Origin of the sequence: Aliinostoc sp. HNIBRCY26, from assembly GCF_050235535.1 — a bacterium.
In the GTDB taxonomy this organism is placed as follows: Bacteria; Cyanobacteriota; Cyanobacteriia; order Cyanobacteriales; family Nostocaceae; genus Trichormus.
In genome coordinates, this window is record NZ_CP189852.1 from 5,569,661 (window position 1) to 5,588,088 (window position 18,428).

Below are 18,428 nucleotides of genomic sequence, written 5' to 3' on the forward strand. Positions count from 1 at the left end.
TGGATTTTTTTTATTGCCTAAACCCTGATTCTTCACTACTTACCCCTCACTGATTCATTAATCTTTATTCATTATTTATGAGGTAAAATAGCTATACTTTACCTCCGAAGAATGACTGAGATTTAATAACTAAATACTCACACTCTTACTAATGCAGGTCTTGATTAATTCTTCCACTCCCGCTACAGGAAGAATTTTGGTATTTAATTTCTGCTCTACTTCTGCCACAGTCATGTCATCTAAAAATAACAATTCTCCATGTTTAAGCATGACATTAGGTAGCAAAATTCCCTCACCTAAATCTTGCCCTTGTAATTTTAAAAGTAAGTCATGCCCTGTAATTAAGCCAGTTACACTAATGCTTTGCCCCCAATAATCACTAGATAAAGCCTGCATATTGACATCTAAACCTACAACGTTATTTAAACTTTGTAGGATAGGTTGAAAGGCTTTTTCTACAGCATTACCAACCACCCAAGTTAGTTTTCTTTGAGGTGAAATTTTAGCTGGTAATAATTCTGCTGCTACCATTTCAAATTGCTTAATAAATAAGCGAATTGAACCCACACCGTTATCGATTTGGGGATACTCTTCATAATCTGATTCACTGGGTAATTCTGCCCCAGCAATCAAAAACCATTCATCAGCTAACCAAGCAACATTAGAACCAAATTTTTGGCGAAATTCTCTAGTGAGTGATTGCACTTGGGCAATTATTTCTTGAGCTTTTTCTGGAGTTACAGGAATAAGTTCGTCTTCTTGGGGACGGAATCTCGTCAAACCTACGGGTACGACTGCCACCGATGCCACAGTAGGCACTTCACCAGTATAAAATGACGCTAAATCCCGGAGGGTTTGTTCCAGGTGTTGACCATCATTTATTCCTGGACAGACGACAACTTGAGCATGAATTTGCAGCCGTCTTTTTTGAAACCAGTGCAATTGTTGTAAAATTTGTCCTGCACGCTGATTTTTCAACAGTCGGATTCTGATGTCTGGTTCTGTAGCGTGGACGGAAACATACAAAGGAGACAACCGCATCTGCTCGATCCTTTGCCATTCCCTTTCCGGTAAGTTGGTGAGGGTTAAATAAGAACCGTACAAAAAGCTTAAACGATAATCATCGTCTTTAAAATAAAGGCTAGAGCGTTTTCCTGGTGGTTGTTGGTCGATAAAACAAAACGGACAACGGTTATTGCACTGAATTAATCCATCAAACAGCGCAGTTTCAAACTCTAGTCCCAGGTCTTCGTCGTAATCTTTTTCGATTTCAATATAATGGGTTTTACCAGACGCGTCTAAAACTTCTAATTCTAAAAATTCATCTGCACAGAGAAATTTATAATCAATTAAATCACGGGGTTGAGTACCGTTGATAGCCGCGATCGCATCCCCCACCTCAAAGCCAATTTCGGCTGCGATGGAATCTGGTAATACCTTAGTAATTTTAGCTGGACGAATAGTGGTCATATGTTATGAGTCAACAGTCAACAGTCAATAGTCCATAGTCAACAGTCTGTAGTCTTAATCACAGGTGACTACTGTAGATACGTGATTAATCGCATCTGTATTTGACTATTGACTTCTTACTGATTATTAATTTACAGTTTTTTAACTTTGAGAAAAAATTTTGGAATCAGAGTTTAATACTTCGTTGCTTTGTGATTTCAATAAATGAGTGGGGTACGTCAGTATGAATAATCTCTGGGGATAGATAGGCTCTTTTACACTGACGTACCCTAAATAGGGAATATTTTGTGAAATGAAAGTTTCTCAGCTTAACTAGTGCGCTCCTGCAACCAAGCTTGTAAGTCAGCCACACTGTTAAAATCCAGCCACGCTTCACCCAATTGTGCCAAAACAGGTAATGGTAAACCTGCAATCAACGCACTTGTTTGTTGAGGAAGTTCACCAAATCGCTTTGTTAACTGCCGGTTAATAAGACTATCTTCAGCACCGCCTACTTTGATCATCCCAGGCAATTGCCTCAATTTGAGCGAAATTTATAGATATCGCTCCATCGCTCAATGTGTACAATCAGCTATTTTGCAAAAATCCGGCACTAATTGCGCTTAAAATCACTACACCAAATATTAAGCGATACCAAATGAATACCCAAGTGCTTTGAGTTTTGAGGAAGCGGAGTAAACCCGCGATCGCCATATAAGAAAAAATAGCCGCCGAAATTACCCCAGCGACTAGGGGAATAATCTCTGCACTCCCTAAGCTAGTATCTAAAACATCTTTTAATGAGACTAGCCCTGCTAAGGTAATGGCGGGAATTCCTAGCAAAAAGGAAAATCTAGCGGCGGTTTCCCGTTGTAAGCCCATAAATAACCCCCCAGTGAGGGTAGAACCAGAACGTGATACCCCAGGAACTAAAGCCAAGGCTTGGGCTAAACCCATGAGTAAGCCATCTTGCATCGTCAAGTGTTCAAAATCTCGCTGACGTTGACCGAGTTTTTCTGCCACACCTAATAGTATTGACATGAAAATTGAAGCAATCGCGATCGCACCTAGACTTCTAATGGGAGAATTATCATAGTCGGGGATAAAACGTTTAATTAATAGTCCCAATAAAACTATCGGTAAAGTCCCCAAAACAATGCCCAACAATAGGCGTAAATCATAATCATGGTAATCTTTCAAGGCGATCGCTCTAATTGCTCCCTTGAAAATCCTGAACAAATCACCCCAAAAATACCACAAAACCGCAAATATACTACCTAGCTGAATAACAGCAGTAAAGGCTACCCCCGGATCACCCCAACCCAAAACTACGGGTACTACCTTTAAATGGGCGGTGCTACTGATGGGTAAAAACTCCGTCATTCCTTGCACAAAGCCTAAAACAATGGCTTGCCAAATATTCATTGCTTTTACCCCAACTGTTCCCCCACTCCCTGGAGTGCTAAGAACTTGCAGGGGAAAAGCCACCACTGACAAAGCCGTAGAAACTGCACCAAGCAGCACAAAATATCGACGTTTCAATAAAGTCATGAGTCTACCTGCGATCGCTGTGATTACATAATTAAACAAACAGGTGTCTAAATAACTTGCCAGGAAAATCGCTCCACAAAGCATCTCATGTTCTAGTGAGCCGTGCAATAGATGGGGCTGGGGAATCGGGAATCGGGAATCGGGAATGGGAAACAAGGTAGATTTTACCCCAATGCCCAATGCCCAATTCCACGCAAAATAGTAGTAATATATAAATGCCCCAGGGGGGGATTTTGCTGTGTGTTATCTTGGGTAATATAAAGTTTAGTAACAATTATTAAAATTTTGATTAATAATACTTTGTCCTCCTATACTCCTTCTACCACCGCTATTGCTACGGAATTGACCCCCAGGGAGACAGAACCAAGGGATATTAGGGCATTAGAATCTACTCTCAAAGCTTCTGCTTCTCTTCCTCTATTTGTAACTGCACAAAAAACTTGGTTAGTGTTTGCTGCGGCTGTGTTTTTAGTGTCAGTACCAGTATTTATTGAAGCACCCCTGGTGCGATCGCTCCCCAGTGTTAGTTTAGCTATCACAGGCTTTTGGATATGGCTGAGTTTTAAGTTGATGTCACGCCCGCAAACTTATCTGTGGGGGGATTTACTTTTAGGCTTTAGCTGGAGTTGGTTAGCTGGTTCAATTTACTGGGGCTGGCTGCGTTTTGAACCTTTATGGCATTTACCAGTAGAATCTATTGGTTTACCCTTCGCTTGTTGGTGTTTGGCACGTAATTGGGGCAAAGTTGGTAACTGGTTTTATTTAGGTTCTCTATTCGGTACAGTCTTAACAGATATTTACTTTTATTTAGTAAAGTTAATACCCTATTGGCGGCAAATTATGGAAGTAGAACCCAGCCAAATTGCACCGATTTTACAAGCCGCCGTTAAACAAGTGCAAACTCCCTTGGGTGTAGCCTCAGCCATCATCTTGGCTACTGTTTTGCTAGTTGCAGGTATCCTACCACTCATCAAAAAACAGCACCATTGGTATGCTTTTGGCGGTGCCGTTTTAAGTACAATTTTGGTAGATAGTCTATTTCTGATAGCAGCCTTGGCAGCTTAAAACAGTGATCACTCATCAGTCCTAGTTGACTAATGACTAATGACTAACAACTAATTGCATAAAAACCTGTCATCAAACCTAAACAGAAATAGATAGAAGACTGTTAATTAATTTTTAGTCTTCAGGAGTTTGAAAATGACAGTTTATTCTAATTTTGCCAGATTTGTAGCTGTATTTGCGGTTTTATCACCGATGTTCACTTTCAATACAGCCAATGCTCAAACTAGCTACCCCATGACCTGCCGTGGTGGCGGTACACTATCCATACAAAACGATGGCGGAAACGGCGTACGCATTAATTTTCAAGCAGGACGAGGTGCAGTACCCCAAGGCTTATCTCCTGGACAGTGTACATGGTCAGACCGAGCTTTACGATCTGGTGAACCCACAACAATTTGCGATCGCGCCTCTAGTGCAGCTCAATATGTTTCTCGGTTAGTTCAGTCTAACGAATACTCGATTTTTCAAGTTTACAACGATGGTCGGGGCTGTATGCGAGTTACCAGAGTCGGCCCTTAATACCAATTTTGGATTAAAAGCCCACATTCATTACCAGTTATCGTCAATTCAAGGGTTTAAGACCCCTACGTCTATACGTAGTATCAGTGGAGTTGGGGATTTAAACCCCAACTCCAACTGTCTTTAATTTTGAATTTTGAATTTTGAATTTTGAATTGTTATCACCCCACTTTCTTGAACCAAGTGGGGTTTTATAGCCGTAGCTAGATCAATGAAGCAATGAATTTTCATCGCGAAGTAAGTAGCAGCAAAGATTGTGGCCATTAATAAGCTGTATATTAGTTTCTGATGGCTGCTGTGTGTTGATTAAGCCATCAGCTTTTGGTTAACAGTCAATAGTGAGATAGTGCGTTCCTGTCGCCCTGCACCGGAAAGTAACTATCTCACCCGTAAGGGTCAAAAGTCAGTATTCACAAGCTGATCATGATGTACTAGAGATTGTTGCCAGCTGTTAGCTTAACGCTGTTATTTCAGTTTGATGGAAAGAGGTAAAAAAATCGTGAAAGGATTGGTGCGTTTATTAACAGTATTTAGTTTGTTGCTTGGCTGCTGGGGATGGTTGGGTACAACTCAAATTGCCCAAGCTGCCAATTTACAAAGTTTTGTTATGCCTCAAGTCCCAGTTTTAGCAGTTGAACTGCGGAATCGAGCCGATCAAAAACTAGCAACAGATTTTGGTAAAAAAATTGATTTGAACAATACCAATGTCAGAGCTTTTCAAACCTATCCAGGTTTATACCCCACTTTGGCCAAAAAAATCATTAAAAATGCCCCTTACTCTAAAGTAGAGGACATATTGGATTTACCTGGATTAAGCGATCGCCAAAAAGAACTGCTGCAAGCCAATTTAGATAACTTCACTGTGACAGAACTAGATTCTGTTTTCAACGAAGGCGACGATCGCTTTAACAACGGTATCTACAGATAATTTTTCATGTAGTTACTATCAAGAAAACTCACCCACTCTCTGTACCAGGGGGTGGGAGTCTTATTATGTAATCAAGGGGCATTGGGGTAAAGTCTACCTTGTCTCCCAGTCCCCATTCCCCAGTCCCCATTCCCCATTCCCTAACCTTGCAAATAGACATACCTAGCCAATTTGACGTTTTAGTAGTCGGTGCGGGTGCAGCTGGACTGTATACAGCTTTGTGTCTGCCAGAATCTTTACGTGTCGGCTTGATTACTAAAGAAACGGTTTCTCTCTCTGCTAGTGATTGGGCGCAAGGTGGTATTGCCGCCGCGATCGCTCCTGATGATTCCCCCAGCCTTCATATTGAGGATACACTCAAGGCAGGGGCAGGTTTATGTGATGTCGATGCAGTAGAGTTTCTTGCTCAACAAGCCCCTAGTTGTATTCAATCGTTAGTCAATTTAGGGGTAGCCTTTGACCGTCACAATCAAAATTTAGCTTTAACTTTAGAAGCAGCCCACTCTCGTCATCGGGTTCTCCACGCTGCCGATACCACGGGACGAGAAGTGACAACTACCCTTACTGCCCAAGTTTTACGTCGTCAAAATATTCTGGTGATTCAGCAGGCTCTAGCTTTGAGTCTGTGGGTGTCACCAGAAAGCGGTCAATGTCAAGGCGTTAGCTTATTTTATCAAGGTGAAGTCCGCCTCATTCAAGCTAGAGCCGTGGTGTTAGCTACTGGTGGCGGTGGCCAGGTATTTGCCCAAACTACCAACCCAGCCGTCAGTACCGGTGATGGTGTGGCAATTGCTTGGCGCGCCGGAGCAATTCTGCGTGATTTAGAGTTTGTGCAGTTTCATCCTACAGCTTTAACTAAACCTGGACGCTTTCTGATCAGTGAAGCTGTGCGCGGAGAAGGCGCGCATTTAATTGACAATGAGGGACGGCGGTTTGCTTTTGATTATCATCCATCTGGTGAACTTGCACCCAGAGATGTCGTCAGCAGAGCTATTTTTAGCCACTTGCAACGTACAGCCGTAGATCCTGCTACCGCCCATGTATGGCTGGATATGCGTCCTATTCCCCCAGCAAAAATTCGTCAACGCTTCCCTAACATTATTCAAGTATGTCAGCGTTGGGGCATCGATGTCTTTCATGAACCCATCCCTGTCGCCCCAGCCGCCCACTACTGGATGGGTGGAATTGCCACTGATTTAATGAATCAGACTAATATTCCGGGATTATACGCAGTCGGAGAAACTGCGAGTACGGGAGTTCACGGGGCTAACCGTTTAGCTAGTAATTCTCTTTTAGAATGTATTGTTTTTGGCGCGCAGTTGGCACAAATTCAACTTCCTGAGCCGGAAGATTCCCCGTTATCAGTATTACCCACTAGGGAATTGACTCTGGATGTTCAGGAATGGCACAACCAGCAAACACAACTAGCTACCATCCGGGAAAAATTACCCCGTCTGATGTGGCAAAGTGCCGGTATTTGTAGGGAACAGTCAAGTTTGACAAGTGCGATCGCCACTGTAGAATCTTGGCAGCAAGACTTTGCCGCTTTGCCCTTAAGCCGATTCCTCATCGATGTAAAGTCGCAAACAGGAATTAAATTTCACTTTCCAGAAGTTGATCAACAAGTTCGACTGTGGGCTGAAACCCGCAATTTGTTGGATGTTGCCTATCTCATTCTCAAAAGTGCCGCATTTAGAACTGAAAGCCGGGGCGGACACTATCGCCTAGACTACCCGCATCCTAATCCCCAATGGCAAACACATACTATAGTTCATCAGTACCAATGGAATAGATTTCTATCATGAAATCTTAAATTTTGCTTAAGTATTTTCAAGTAAGTGTTTTCATTGCCTATACTCATTTTCAATGAAGCAAGTATAAATACTAAAACTACTTTACGACTAGCTAAACTTCAATACCTAAGTACGTACAGTAGTCCTACTTCACAAGCAATTATCTTGTGAAACGACTTTATACAGATTTACCCTTCAGTTGGCAAAATTTAAAACAGACTAACGCGTACCACTACCGTACTCGCTGTCAGGCCCACCATTATTTGGCGGAACAAAGGTTTCTACAGAGCCTTTATTGTTTTCTCCAACATATATCGTGGTTCCACTTATAGGATGCTTAGGGTTGTAATTTGGCAAATATTGAAAAGCTGCTGTTGCATCAGCGACCTTTTGTATTACCAAAAAAGCACTGAGACAAAGCATCACAGCACTGGCAATTTGCAATTTTGTAGTCATAGTTTCTAGTAAGCGAATGACGTTTTAGATTTTATTGAGCGTGTTTTGTTAAATGCAGTAGACAGAATTACATCTCAAGGTCGTCTCAGATTGAATTATTTTCGTCAAAAGAACTTTTGACTCAGTGTTTTCGATTAGTCAACTACTACCTAATTAACAAGTATGTAGTTTTAAGGACATCCAAATTACGGATATTTTCCTTAATCTCAGCTCGTTACTTAAGGAATATAGCTGAAAACCATTAGCTTACATCAATCCAAGGTTAGAAGTAATTCTAGACCTAAAGTTATATATGTTCATTAATTACCACAGAAGAATTATATTTATCATACATTTTTAATAAAAAATTAAGATAGTCGTGTGTAAATACTCACTAAATTCAGTACAAGCCCTGTATTAATACTGAGAGTATTTGAACTACTGATAGTGTTTTCTGCTAGAAATATGGGACTTCCGGACAACATACGGGGGACTTTATAGATTTTTCATGAACTTTCCTTACAAAAATCATCAAAAGTTAAAGAGGGAAGAGTGCTGAGTAATGAGTAATGAGTAATGAGTAATGACTGCTGTTAGTCATAACGCGGCGTTTAGGTTTAGTCGGTGCTGAGTTGAGAAATAAATTCTACCTTGTCTACCTTGTCTACCTTGTCCCCAATCCCCAATCCCCAACTCTTCTTCATTTTGAATTTTGAATTTTGAATTTTGAATTGATTCTTCCCCAATCCCCAGTCCCTTTCACCGAGACTAGCTAGAAATTACACGCTAGAAAAATTCATAGCAATTTTTACCCAGATTTTTAGCACGATACATGGCAACATCGGCTTGTTTAACTAAAGTATCGGCATCTTGACTAGTGTGGGGATAAATACTGATGCCAATACTCGCGGAAACTTTAGTGGTATATCCATTAAGAACAATTGGCTCAGTAATACTAGCCATAATCTTCTCCGCTACTTTGGCTGCTACTTGCTGATGAGGTATGGCTCGTAAAAGCACTGTGAATTCATCGCCACCCAAGCGAGAAACTGTGTCACTAGCACGCAAAGAATTACTCAAACGTTGACCAATAATTACTAACAGGCGATCGCCCATCTCATGCCCTAGAGTATCATTAACTTGCTTAAACCCATCTAAGTCAATAAACAGTAGTCCTAATAGGAGATGATTTTCATGCGCCCAATTAATCGATTCCTGTAGCTGTTCAGCAAAGAACTTCCGATTAGGTAGACCTGTCAGAGAGTCATGATAGGCTAAATAACGTAATTTGTCTTCTTTAAGCTTTAATTCATGATTAGAGCGAAATAACTCCGCCGCAGTCCGCCTGAGTTCATCTTCCATTAACTTACGCTGCGTAATATCACGAATTACCCCCACCAAAAAGAAATTTCCCGCCGCATCTTTGTGGAGCGATCGCTTCGTCTCAATTAAGTGTGTCCTTCCGTAAGCGTCGGTAAATTCCTCTTCATTTTCTTGGGGATGTTGTGTGGTTAAAACTAGCTCATCTTGTTTGCGGAAGACTTCAACTTCATGTTGAGGGAAAAAATCAATATCCGACTTGTCAATCAGTGTAGTATCGGGATAGCCAATAAATTGACAGTAAGCCTGATTTAATACAATCCACTGGAGTTGCTCATTTTTCACAAAAATCGGATCAGCAATAGTGTTAATAATTTGCTGCAAAAATTCCTTAGAGCGTTTTAATTCTTCCTGTGTATAAGCCAAGTGATAAGTAATCCAAATCACAGAGCCACTGAAAGTGAGTAATGAAGGAATCAATGGTATCCACCAGCCAGACAAAAAAGCTAGATACGCGCTCAATATCAACAATAAACAAGAAAATATCACAGTTAAAATGCTCGGAAGCGGTCGTCTGATTTGCCATGTGGTTACAGCTCCGATATACGACCACAAGAAAATCCACAAATATTCCCAAACATCCGGCCAGGCTTGTAAAAGTGGTCTACCATCTAAAGCGGCTGAGATTAACTGATCCACAAAATAAGCTTGCAAGACAATCCCAGGTATCGGCTCTGCTCCTGATATCAGGCGACTAGAATAGGGGATAAATACACCTTCTTTGATGCTGGCAGCAGTAGAGCCAATCAACACAATCCGATCTTTAATTAAGTTAGGTGAAACTTTATCCGCTAACACATCTGCCATACTCACTTGCTGATAACTACAGCGATTTTTCTTGGCAGTATCACAATCTCGTTTGGGAAAATTGGACAAGATTTGATATCCCCTCGCATCCACTCCCACATAAGCACCATCATTACCCGTAAAGCGTGTAAACACAGCTTGACCTAACTGTAAAGATTCAGGATTATTAGCTGCTCTTATGGGAAGAATCTTTTCTGGTTTTAAATACAAAGCAGCCAATTTTAAAGCAAAGCTTTCGTGTGGTTGATTTCCTATATGCCAGTACAGTAAACTCCGCCGGACTTTGCCATCAGGATCATAAACTATATTGTTAAAGCCGACTTGTTGGGGATTCAATTGGGGTGGTGGTGCAACTCTCTGTTTACCCTCTGGTGCTAGTAGTTCCACACCAACTAAATTCGGCATCGCTTGATAAGCTTGCACTAGCTCTGTATAACCATACTTAATTGGTACATCCCGATAGATGTCTAGGCCAATGGCGCGCGGTTGGTGTGCTTGTAATTTGGCTAATAATTCTGCAATTACACCATCAGCAATGGGGAATCCGTGGCGTAAAGAAGCTTCATCAACAGCTACGATAGTAATTCGATGATTGGGGCTTTCCTGGGGACGTAAGTGAAAAAATTGATCCAAAACTGCCAATTCTAAGGATTGCAATAAGCCTAAAGAACGTAACAGCAAGACTAAAATTACAACAGTGACAGTGATAATTAATTCTCTGTGTCCTTTACTAAACGAGGATTTCAGTCCTAAAACTAACTGCACGAGACGCTTGATGAATTGCTGACTCATTCCCGTTACCTACTGGACAGAAAAATAGTGAATGATAATTGATAGTTGTTAAACAATTCTTAAAATCATCTTTTAATCATTTTTTTATACACTATTTTGACTGCTAGAAATCTTGAATGTAAGAAAATTGTGATAATTTAAAACCCCAGTTGCTCCAATCAACTGGGGTTTCGGAAATAATTAAGATTAGTGAGGGCTATGCTTTATCTAAAGTATTTGAAATTACTTGGCCCTGTGTAACCTGTAACTTTGGCTAATTCTGAAAGGTTCTGTACGCCACTATAGCTTTTGCCCTTGATAATCCAAGTTGGATAACCTGTGATGTTTGCAGCTTTACACAAATCTGGTTTACCCTTGGGACTTTCAGGCGCGCACTCTGTTTTGATGCTGTCATCAATAATTTGATAAGCTTCCTTGCCAAAGAGTAATTTTTGTTCATGGCAGTGAGGACACCAAAAGGCTACATATTCCTTAGCTCCTACCTGCACTAAATGACGTGCTAGAGCGATTTCTGCTTCTCCAGAAGTAGTGCTGATTTCCCAACCAAAATTAGGGTTAGGATCTACGGTGGGGGCAAAAGGCGGGAGTTTGCCGGCGGGGATTTCTTGGGCGGGTGGTTTATTGGCTGTGTTGACATCCTTATATATATATAAAGTGCCAATGAGCGTTACCATACCCACAATAATGGCAGTAAAGAATATTTGTCCAATATCTTCCCAGGCTCGACCCACAACGGTTAATACCAGCATACTCAAGGCGAACAAAGCCGAGGTAATGCAGTAAGGACAAAGGACTTTGAGTTCAAATGCTAGGACATACATTAAATAGCCACTAAAAATAGACATAGCGATCGCGCCGATTAATAGTAGCCACCAGGTCAAGTTTTCTAGCTGTTTGTGACTTTTACCTTCTCCCTTCCACACCACAGGAGCTAAAGCAAAAATCAGCATCCCCAGGTAGGATAATAATCCCAATAAGGCCAGTGGTTGCCCAAACACCGTTGCCCAAGGGCTAGCAAGCACATCATTACAACCCTTGGCTCCAGTTTCGGCTACACAAGCAACACCACCTCCAGTGAGTTTTTCAAAAGTTAAATAGCCAGTATTCAAAGCACCAAGTCCAGCGATCGCGGCAATTATTACCCGCGACCATTGATGAATCCAGGGAGTAGAACGGCGGCGAATCATAAGAAATGGGGAATGGGGAATTGGGAATCGGGAATGGGGAATTGGGAATCGGGAATCGGGAAATAAATTACCTACTCCCTATCCCCCCATGACTAAGAATGTAACTTCACTTGTTTAGCTGATTTGCTCACACCTTTGGAGTTCCAAGTGCGACGAGCAGCTTCCACGAATTGACTGACGCGAATGGGGTCAATTGGTTGCTCGATACGACCTTGGCGTTTGAGGGAGCTAGAAACAATCACACCATTGGCAGCCTGCAATAGTGTAGCAATATTTTCCCAGTCGGCTCCGCTACCGATAAATACCGGTGTACCATTGGCTGCACCACAGGCTAATTCTAAGTCTTCTTGGTTGGGGGGTGAGCCAGTTGCCCAACCGGATAAAATCACTGCGTCCGCTAAACCCCGCTCGATGGTATCTTTGACAGCAACTGTCAGATTCGGGGAACTTAAGGGACGGGCGTGTTTGACTAAAACGTCCGCCAAAATTTTGACATCCGAGCCTAATTCGCGACGATAGCGGAGTAGTTGATGGGCTTCTCCTTCAATTAATCCTTGGTCTGTCGCCATTACGCCTGTCAACACATTCACACGGATAAATTGCGCCCCCACACAAGAAGCGATCGCCATTGCACTATGACCATCGTTTCGCAACACATTGATACCTATCGGTAACATCACCAAATTTTGGATGCGTTGTATAACTACAGTCATCGCACTGACAACTGCGGGATCAACATGATTTTTTGTAAACGGCGCATCGAAAAAATTTTCTACAATAATGCCGTCTACTCCGCCACTAGCAAGAGCCGTTGCTTCTTGTTCGGCGCGGTCGATGACTGCTTTGAGGCTACCTCCCCAACGGGCTGAGGTAGGAAGGGGTAGCAGGTGTACCACGCCAATGATTGGTGTTCGAGTTTTAAATAACTGTTCTAAGTCCACGTCTTTTACTATTGTGAGGGCATGGGGTAGGGCAGGGAGCAGGGGGCAGGGGGGCAGGGGGAATTAGTTTTTTTCCTCTGCTTTTTTACCTCTTCCCAGTTCCTAATCCCCAGTCCCCAGTACCCATTTCCCTAATTAGCATTAAATTTGTTTTATTTTGGTTGTTTTACTGCCTCCACCGGAAGACAGAATTTAGGGTAAAACTTACCATAAGATATGTTAAGATAAAACCTGGCTACAAGAGGAGTTTGCCACTCACAACACGCAAGGCAGCTTCCCTCTGTTTAGGTACTCCGCCTTTCGCACGTCGTAGGCCAAGCCTGAGCGTTAGGGTAGCATTACTGCTTCATGGGGCGTAGTCGCAAGCGCGATTTCCCTGAGGGTAGCGACTTCTCATAACCAGCCTTTGGGCGGCTTCCCGATGGGTAAATTAACAACGCACACGCTGCGGTAGTGTAAAATACCAACAGGCGATTTGTTAAAAAAGATTACAAGTGTCAAATGTACCCAAAGACACTCAGTTTTACCCTGGGAAACAAACTAATAAAAACATCATAACATGACCTGAACACAACTATGGTCATAGGTTTCAAGCAGTTACTGACAGTGGAAATACTCTACTAAAATGATGTAACTGTGGGGGTGCGAACCGCAAACAGCGAAATTTAATGTTGTTTGTGTTTGACAACAAGCAAAAACCAAAAATATTTTCAAAATATGGGTGAAAAGCCAACAATAGCAATTTCTCACTTGGGCTGTGAGAAAAATCGAATTGATACAGAACATATGTTAGGGCTGCTGGTAGAAGCAGGATATGGTGTAGATGCCAATGAAGAGTTAGCAGATTACGTTATAGTCAATACTTGTAGTTTTATTGAAGCAGCTAGGGAAGAATCTGTTAAAACATTAGTAGAACTCGCAGAAGCTAACAAAAAAATAGTGATTACTGGCTGCATGGCACAGCATTTCCAAGGACAATTGTTGGAGGAATTGCCGGAAGCCGTGGCCGTGGTTGGCACTGGTGATTATCATCAAATCGTCAATGTCATTGAAAGGGTAGAGCAAGGGGAAAGAGTTAAACAGGTTAGTGCTGAACCAACTTACATTGCCGATGAAACCACACCCCGCTACCGCACCACTACCGAAGGCGTGGCTTATTTGCGAGTTGCAGAAGGGTGTGATTACCGTTGTGCATTTTGTATTATTCCCCATCTGCGAGGCAACCAACGATCGCGTACAATAGAATCAATAGTTGCTGAAGCCCAGCAACTAGCAAATCAAGGGGTGCAAGAGATCATTCTCATTTCCCAAATCACCACAAATTACGGGTTAGATATTTACGGTAAGCCCAAACTAGCCGAATTGCTCCGAGCATTGGGGAAAGTGGATATACCGTGGATTAGGATGCACTACGCCTATCCCACCGGGCTAACCCCAGACGTGATCGCAGCCATTCAGGAGACACCTAACGTCTTACCTTATTTAGATTTACCCCTGCAACATTCCCACCCAGAGGTATTGCGGGCGATGAATCGTCCTTGGCAGGGACGCGTCAATGATGAGATTATCGAACGCCTCAAAACCGCCATACCAGGTGCAGTTTTGCGGACAACATTTATCGTGGGCTTTCCTGGGGAAACAGAAGCACACTTTGAGCATTTGCTAGAGTTTGTCCATAGGCACGAATTTGATCATGTGGGAGTATTCACCTTTTCACCAGAAGAGGGAACACCTGCACATACACTACCAAATCAATTGTCACAAGCTGTCATGGATGAACGCCGCGATCGCCTGATGGCCATCCAACAGCCCATATCTTGGCAAAAAAATCAGCAGGAAATCGGCAAAATTGTTGAAGTCCTGATTGAGCAGGAAAACCCTGAAAGTGGGAAATTAATCGGTCGTTCCGGCCGATTTTCCCCCGAAGTTGATGGTCAAGTCTACGTCAGTGGCCAAGCCAAGTTAGGAACTATCGTACCCGTAAAAATTCACGGAGCAGATGAGTACGATTTGTTTGGCGAAGTCGCCCTATAAGGCAAGGGTGCAGGGAAAAGAATTTTAGATTTTAGATTTTGGATTTTAGATTGAAATCCAATCCAAAATTGAAAATCCAAAATCCGAAATTGAATTGCCCAATCCCTAGTCCCCAATTAAAGTTTCAATTTACAAATCGCAAAGTCAAAAACACAATCTAGGAGCGTTGATGAATCTTTCTTTTCAAGAACTAGGCATTTCACAGGAACGCGTTGACCACTTAGAAAAAATTGGTTTTACAGCACCTACTAATATTCAAGCTCAAGCTATTCCTCAACTGTTGTCAGGTCGGGATGTCGTAGGTCAATCTCAAACAGGTACAGGCAAAACAGCAGCATTTTCCTTGCCAATTTTAGAGCGAATCGACATACAACAAAGAGCTGTGCAAGCCCTAGTCCTCACCCCCACCCGTGAGTTAGCCATCCAAGTCCACGATGCCATCAGCCAATTTATTGGTCATAGCGGCTTGCGGGTGTCAGCAATTTATGGTGGTCAATCAATCGACCGTCAAATTATGCAACTCAAGCGTGGTGTCCATATAGTAGTCGGCACTCCTGGACGGGTGATTGACTTACTAGAAAGAGGTAGCTTGAAACTAGATCAAGTCAGATGGTTTGTTCTAGATGAAGCCGATGAAATGTTGAGCATGGGCTTTATTGATGATGTCGAGAGAATTTTATCTCAAGCACCAGAAGAACGGCAAACCGCCCTGTTCTCAGCCACCATGCCCCCATCAATTCGGATGTTGGTCAACAAGTTTCTGCACTCTCCTGTTACAGTCACAGTTGAGCAACCCAAAGCCACACCGAATAAAATCAATCAGGTAGCTTATCTGATTCCCCGTCACTGGACAAAAGCCAAAGCTTTACAGCCGATTCTGGAAATGGAAGATCCAGAAACCGCTTTAATCTTTGTTCGTACTAGACGCACCGCCGCCGAACTCACCAGTCAACTGCAAGCTGCTGGTCATAGTGTGGATGAATATCACGGCGATTTGTCTCAGCAAGCACGGGAAAGATTATTAACCAGATTCCGCAACCGTCAAGTGCGCTGGGTAGTAGCCACAGATATTGCTGCACGCGGTTTAGATGTTGACCAACTCTCTCACGTAATTAACTTCGACCTCCCCGATAGCGTCGAAACCTACGTACACCGCATCGGCCGCACAGGTCGCGCTGGGAAAGAAGGTACAGCCATCACCTTAGTACAACCCTTTGAGCGTCGCAAACAGCAAATTTTTGAACGCCATGTCCGCCAAAACTGGCAATTACTCTCTATTCCCACAAGGGCGCAAATCGAAGCACGCCACATTCAAAAACTGCAAGGACAAGTTAGAGAAGCATTGGCTGGTGAGCGTTTAGCTTCATTCTTGCCCATTATCAGCGAATTGATTGAACAGTACGACGCACAGGCGATCGCAGCTGCGGCACTACAAATCGCTTATGATCAAACTCGTCCTGCTTGGTTAAGTGCGGATATCGACATTCCCGAAGAAACCCAATCTGCTCCCAAACCCAAAATCGTCAAACGTCGCGAATTTGCTGGTGACAGAAACCGTTCCAATTGGAATAGAGATAACAACAGCGACGAAGGACGCGGCACTCCCAAACCAAAACTCCGTTCAGGTCGGCGTGAACCTTCGATTTCCTCTGGGAATCCAAAGTTAGGTTCATCCGCAACTAGGGAATCGGCTTCTTAGAGTGCTGAGTGCTGAGTGCTGAGTGCTGAGTATGTTTGTCTTCACTCATGATTCCTCACTTTGACTAACTGTTTTGATCAGCTTGTAGGAACATAGATAATGGATGCACTATTTTGAGTCTTATGTTCACAATCTCCGACTTAGAGCAGCTACAAGCTGAACATCCAGAATGGCAGATGGAACTGGTGGACGGTGATATCCTGATTATGGGGCCATCAGATTATATTTCCGAAGAAATAGGTGCTGAATTAATTCGGTTACTGGGAAACTGGGTACGTCCACGTAAACTGGGACGGGTCACTGGTTCAAGTGCTGGTTTTATTCTGCCTCAGCTGGAAACAGAAAATGATAACAAAATTGAACCAGAAAAACGCAATCTCCGCGCTCCTGATGTTTCTTTTGTGCGTGCTGAGAGACTCAAAATCAGCCAGCGCGATTTTGTGGAATTAGTGCCTGATTTGATCGTAGAAATTAAATCAAAGTCAGATAAAATCAAGCCACTAGAAGAAAAAATTCAGCTATTTTTACAACTTGGTTGTGTCGTGGGTATACTCATCGACCCAGATAAATTAACATTAACTGTTTACCGACTCAATCAAGAACCAATTATATTGAAGAATAACGATCAACTGACGCTACCAGATTTACTTCCCGGCTGGGAGCTAACAGTATCAGAACTCTGGCCGCCCGTGTTTGAGTAACAGAATAAAAACTCCACGTACCTCCACAAGACTTTACGTGAAAAATTTTTCAAGCGGGTAGTTATTCCGCTTGATATGAGAATTAATTCAACCAAGGACGACTGAGATTTTCTAATTCTGCAACTTCATCATCGCTTAATTTCCAACCTAAAGCACCAGCATTTTGCTTGACTTGTTCAGCAGTTTTCACCCCAGCGATAGGAATCACATTACCCTGAGCAATTAACCAATTTAAGGCAACTTGGGCAGGAGTGCGATCGCGTTTTTCTCCTATGCTGCGTAGTAGAGAAATCACGGGTGCGATTTTTTGCAATCCTTCTTTGCTAAATCTAGGATCGAATTTTCTAGCCCCGCTAAGTTTTTCAGCACTTTCCGGCGTATATTTTCCTGTAAGTAATCCCTGTGCTAAAGGACTGTATGCCAAAATTGTTACACCTAACTCACGGGCAGTTGCTAAAGTCCCATCCTTCTCGATTTGACGAGTCAGTAAAGAGTAACGGACTTGATTTACCGCTAAAGGTACTCCCCTCGCTGCTAGTATTTGATGAGCTTCCCGCATTTGAGCAGGAGAATAATTACTAACACCGATAGCTGCAATCCTACCCCGCTTCACTTCCTCAGCTAGGGTGTTTAACAAAGTTTCTTGACTCAAAAAGAAACTAAAAGGCCAATGCACTTGATACAAAGCAATACTTTCTAGTTGCAGACGTTTGAGGCTATCTGTCAAAGCATCAGCAACAGATTCTCCAGAAAATCGCCAAGGTAAGGGGCCAAATTTGGTGGCGATTTGGACTGGCTGTTGTGTTTGCTGGAGAAATTCTCCTAGAAATTTTTCTGATAATCCCAGTCCATAAACTTCGGCGGTATCAAAAAATGTGACACCAGCTGCTATTGCGGTCGTAAATGCGGCTTGTAACTCTTGTTGTCCGTAACCTTCGCCAAAACTCCAAAATAATTTATCGCCCCAAGCCCAAGTCCCAATGCAAAGGGGTGTGACAGATGGGCCATTTTTCCCCAATGTGATTGTTTCCACGGTGGTAAATTTGATTTTGTTTACATTTCTTTACTTTTCTAGTGTAGCGTTACAGACAAAATTGCGGAGTAGAATTGTGCGATCGCTTTTCTTCAGACAGTTACTTCATGCCTA

15 protein-coding genes are annotated in these 18,428 nt (G+C 42.6%); 7 read left to right on the top strand and 8 right to left on the bottom strand.

Going from position 1 to position 18,428, the window contains the following annotated elements; genetic code table 11:
• Nucleotides 1-129: 129 nt before the first annotated feature.
• The 3 genes from ACQFX9_RS23550 to ACQFX9_RS23560 all read right to left on the bottom strand — a co-directional run bounded on the left by ACQFX9_RS23550 (nucleotide 130) and on the right by ACQFX9_RS23560 (nucleotide 3,000).
• Complete coding sequence (locus ACQFX9_RS23550) at nucleotides 130-1,470, bottom strand: TIGR03279 family radical SAM protein (protein WP_427158923.1); 1,341 nt, start codon at nucleotides 1,468-1,470, stop codon at nucleotides 130-132.
• A 308-nt stretch (nucleotides 1,471-1,778) separates the two neighbouring features.
• Nucleotides 1,779-1,973 (bottom strand): DUF4351 domain-containing protein, encoded by a 195-nt coding sequence (locus ACQFX9_RS23555; protein WP_427158925.1) that lies wholly within the window; start codon nucleotides 1,971-1,973, stop codon nucleotides 1,779-1,781.
• A 64-nt stretch (nucleotides 1,974-2,037) separates the two neighbouring features.
• Entirely contained in the window at nucleotides 2,038-3,000 is a 963-nt protein-coding gene (locus ACQFX9_RS23560) for an undecaprenyl-diphosphate phosphatase (RefSeq protein ID WP_427162988.1), read from the bottom strand.
• 285 nt (nucleotides 3,001-3,285) lie between these two features.
• On the opposite strand from ACQFX9_RS23560, the gene ACQFX9_RS23565 reads away from it, so the two are divergent.
• The 4 genes from ACQFX9_RS23565 (at nucleotide 3,286) to nadB (ending at nucleotide 7,317) form a co-directional block, all read left to right on the top strand.
• Entirely contained in the window at nucleotides 3,286-4,065 is a 780-nt protein-coding gene (locus tag ACQFX9_RS23565) for a DUF3120 domain-containing protein (RefSeq protein ID WP_427158927.1), read from the top strand.
• Between the two features lie 135 nt (nucleotides 4,066-4,200).
• On the top strand, nucleotides 4,201-4,584 hold the full coding sequence (locus tag ACQFX9_RS23570; protein WP_427158928.1) for a hypothetical protein: 384 nt from the start codon (nucleotides 4,201-4,203) through the stop codon (nucleotides 4,582-4,584).
• Between the two features lie 499 nt (nucleotides 4,585-5,083).
• On the top strand, nucleotides 5,084-5,512 hold the full coding sequence (gene psbU, locus ACQFX9_RS23575; protein ID WP_103140696.1) for a photosystem II complex extrinsic protein PsbU: 429 nt from the start codon (nucleotides 5,084-5,086) through the stop codon (nucleotides 5,510-5,512).
• A gap of 98 nt (nucleotides 5,513-5,610) precedes the next feature.
• Nucleotides 5,611-7,317: an L-aspartate oxidase gene (gene nadB / locus ACQFX9_RS23580; RefSeq protein WP_427158930.1), complete on the top strand. Its 1,707-nt coding sequence runs from the start codon at nucleotides 5,611-5,613 to the stop codon at nucleotides 7,315-7,317.
• 207 nt (nucleotides 7,318-7,524) lie between these two features.
• Here nadB and ACQFX9_RS23585 read toward each other — a convergent pair whose 3' ends face one another.
• From ACQFX9_RS23585 to btpA, 4 genes are all read right to left on the bottom strand, one after another.
• Nucleotides 7,525-7,761 carry a hypothetical protein gene (locus tag ACQFX9_RS23585; RefSeq protein ID WP_427158932.1) on the bottom strand — a complete coding sequence of 79 codons (237 nt, stop codon included), beginning with the start codon at nucleotides 7,759-7,761 and terminating at the stop codon, nucleotides 7,525-7,527.
• Nucleotides 7,762-8,526: 765 nt separating this feature from the next.
• Nucleotides 8,527-10,719 carry a CHASE2 domain-containing protein gene (locus tag ACQFX9_RS23590; RefSeq protein ID WP_427158933.1) on the bottom strand — a complete coding sequence of 731 codons (2,193 nt, stop codon included), beginning with the start codon at nucleotides 10,717-10,719 and terminating at the stop codon, nucleotides 8,527-8,529.
• Nucleotides 10,720-10,922: 203 nt separating this feature from the next.
• On the bottom strand, nucleotides 10,923-11,906 hold the full coding sequence (locus ACQFX9_RS23595; RefSeq protein ID WP_427158935.1) for a vitamin K epoxide reductase family protein: 984 nt from the start codon (nucleotides 11,904-11,906) through the stop codon (nucleotides 10,923-10,925).
• Between the two features lie 92 nt (nucleotides 11,907-11,998).
• Entirely contained in the window at nucleotides 11,999-12,847 is an 849-nt protein-coding gene (btpA, locus tag ACQFX9_RS23600; protein ID WP_427158937.1) for a photosystem I biogenesis protein BtpA, read from the bottom strand.
• Nucleotides 12,848-13,564: 717 nt separating this feature from the next.
• Here btpA and rimO point away from each other — a divergent pair.
• The 3 genes from rimO (at nucleotide 13,565) to ACQFX9_RS23615 (ending at nucleotide 17,281) form a co-directional block, all read left to right on the top strand.
• Nucleotides 13,565-14,881, top strand: coding sequence for a 30S ribosomal protein S12 methylthiotransferase RimO (gene rimO, locus ACQFX9_RS23605; RefSeq protein ID WP_427158939.1), 1,317 nt, complete (start codon nucleotides 13,565-13,567; stop codon nucleotides 14,879-14,881).
• Nucleotides 14,882-15,050: 169 nt separating this feature from the next.
• Nucleotides 15,051-16,580 (top strand): DEAD/DEAH box helicase, encoded by a 1,530-nt coding sequence (locus ACQFX9_RS23610; RefSeq protein WP_427158941.1) that lies wholly within the window; start codon nucleotides 15,051-15,053, stop codon nucleotides 16,578-16,580.
• A gap of 122 nt (nucleotides 16,581-16,702) precedes the next feature.
• On the top strand, nucleotides 16,703-17,281 hold the full coding sequence (locus ACQFX9_RS23615; RefSeq protein WP_427158942.1) for a Uma2 family endonuclease: 579 nt from the start codon (nucleotides 16,703-16,705) through the stop codon (nucleotides 17,279-17,281).
• A gap of 82 nt (nucleotides 17,282-17,363) precedes the next feature.
• Here ACQFX9_RS23615 and ACQFX9_RS23620 read toward each other — a convergent pair whose 3' ends face one another.
• A complete protein-coding gene (locus ACQFX9_RS23620) occupies nucleotides 17,364-18,314 on the bottom strand; it encodes an aldo/keto reductase (RefSeq protein WP_427158944.1) in 951 nt (316 codons plus the stop codon).
• Between the last annotated feature and the right edge of the window lie 114 nt (nucleotides 18,315-18,428).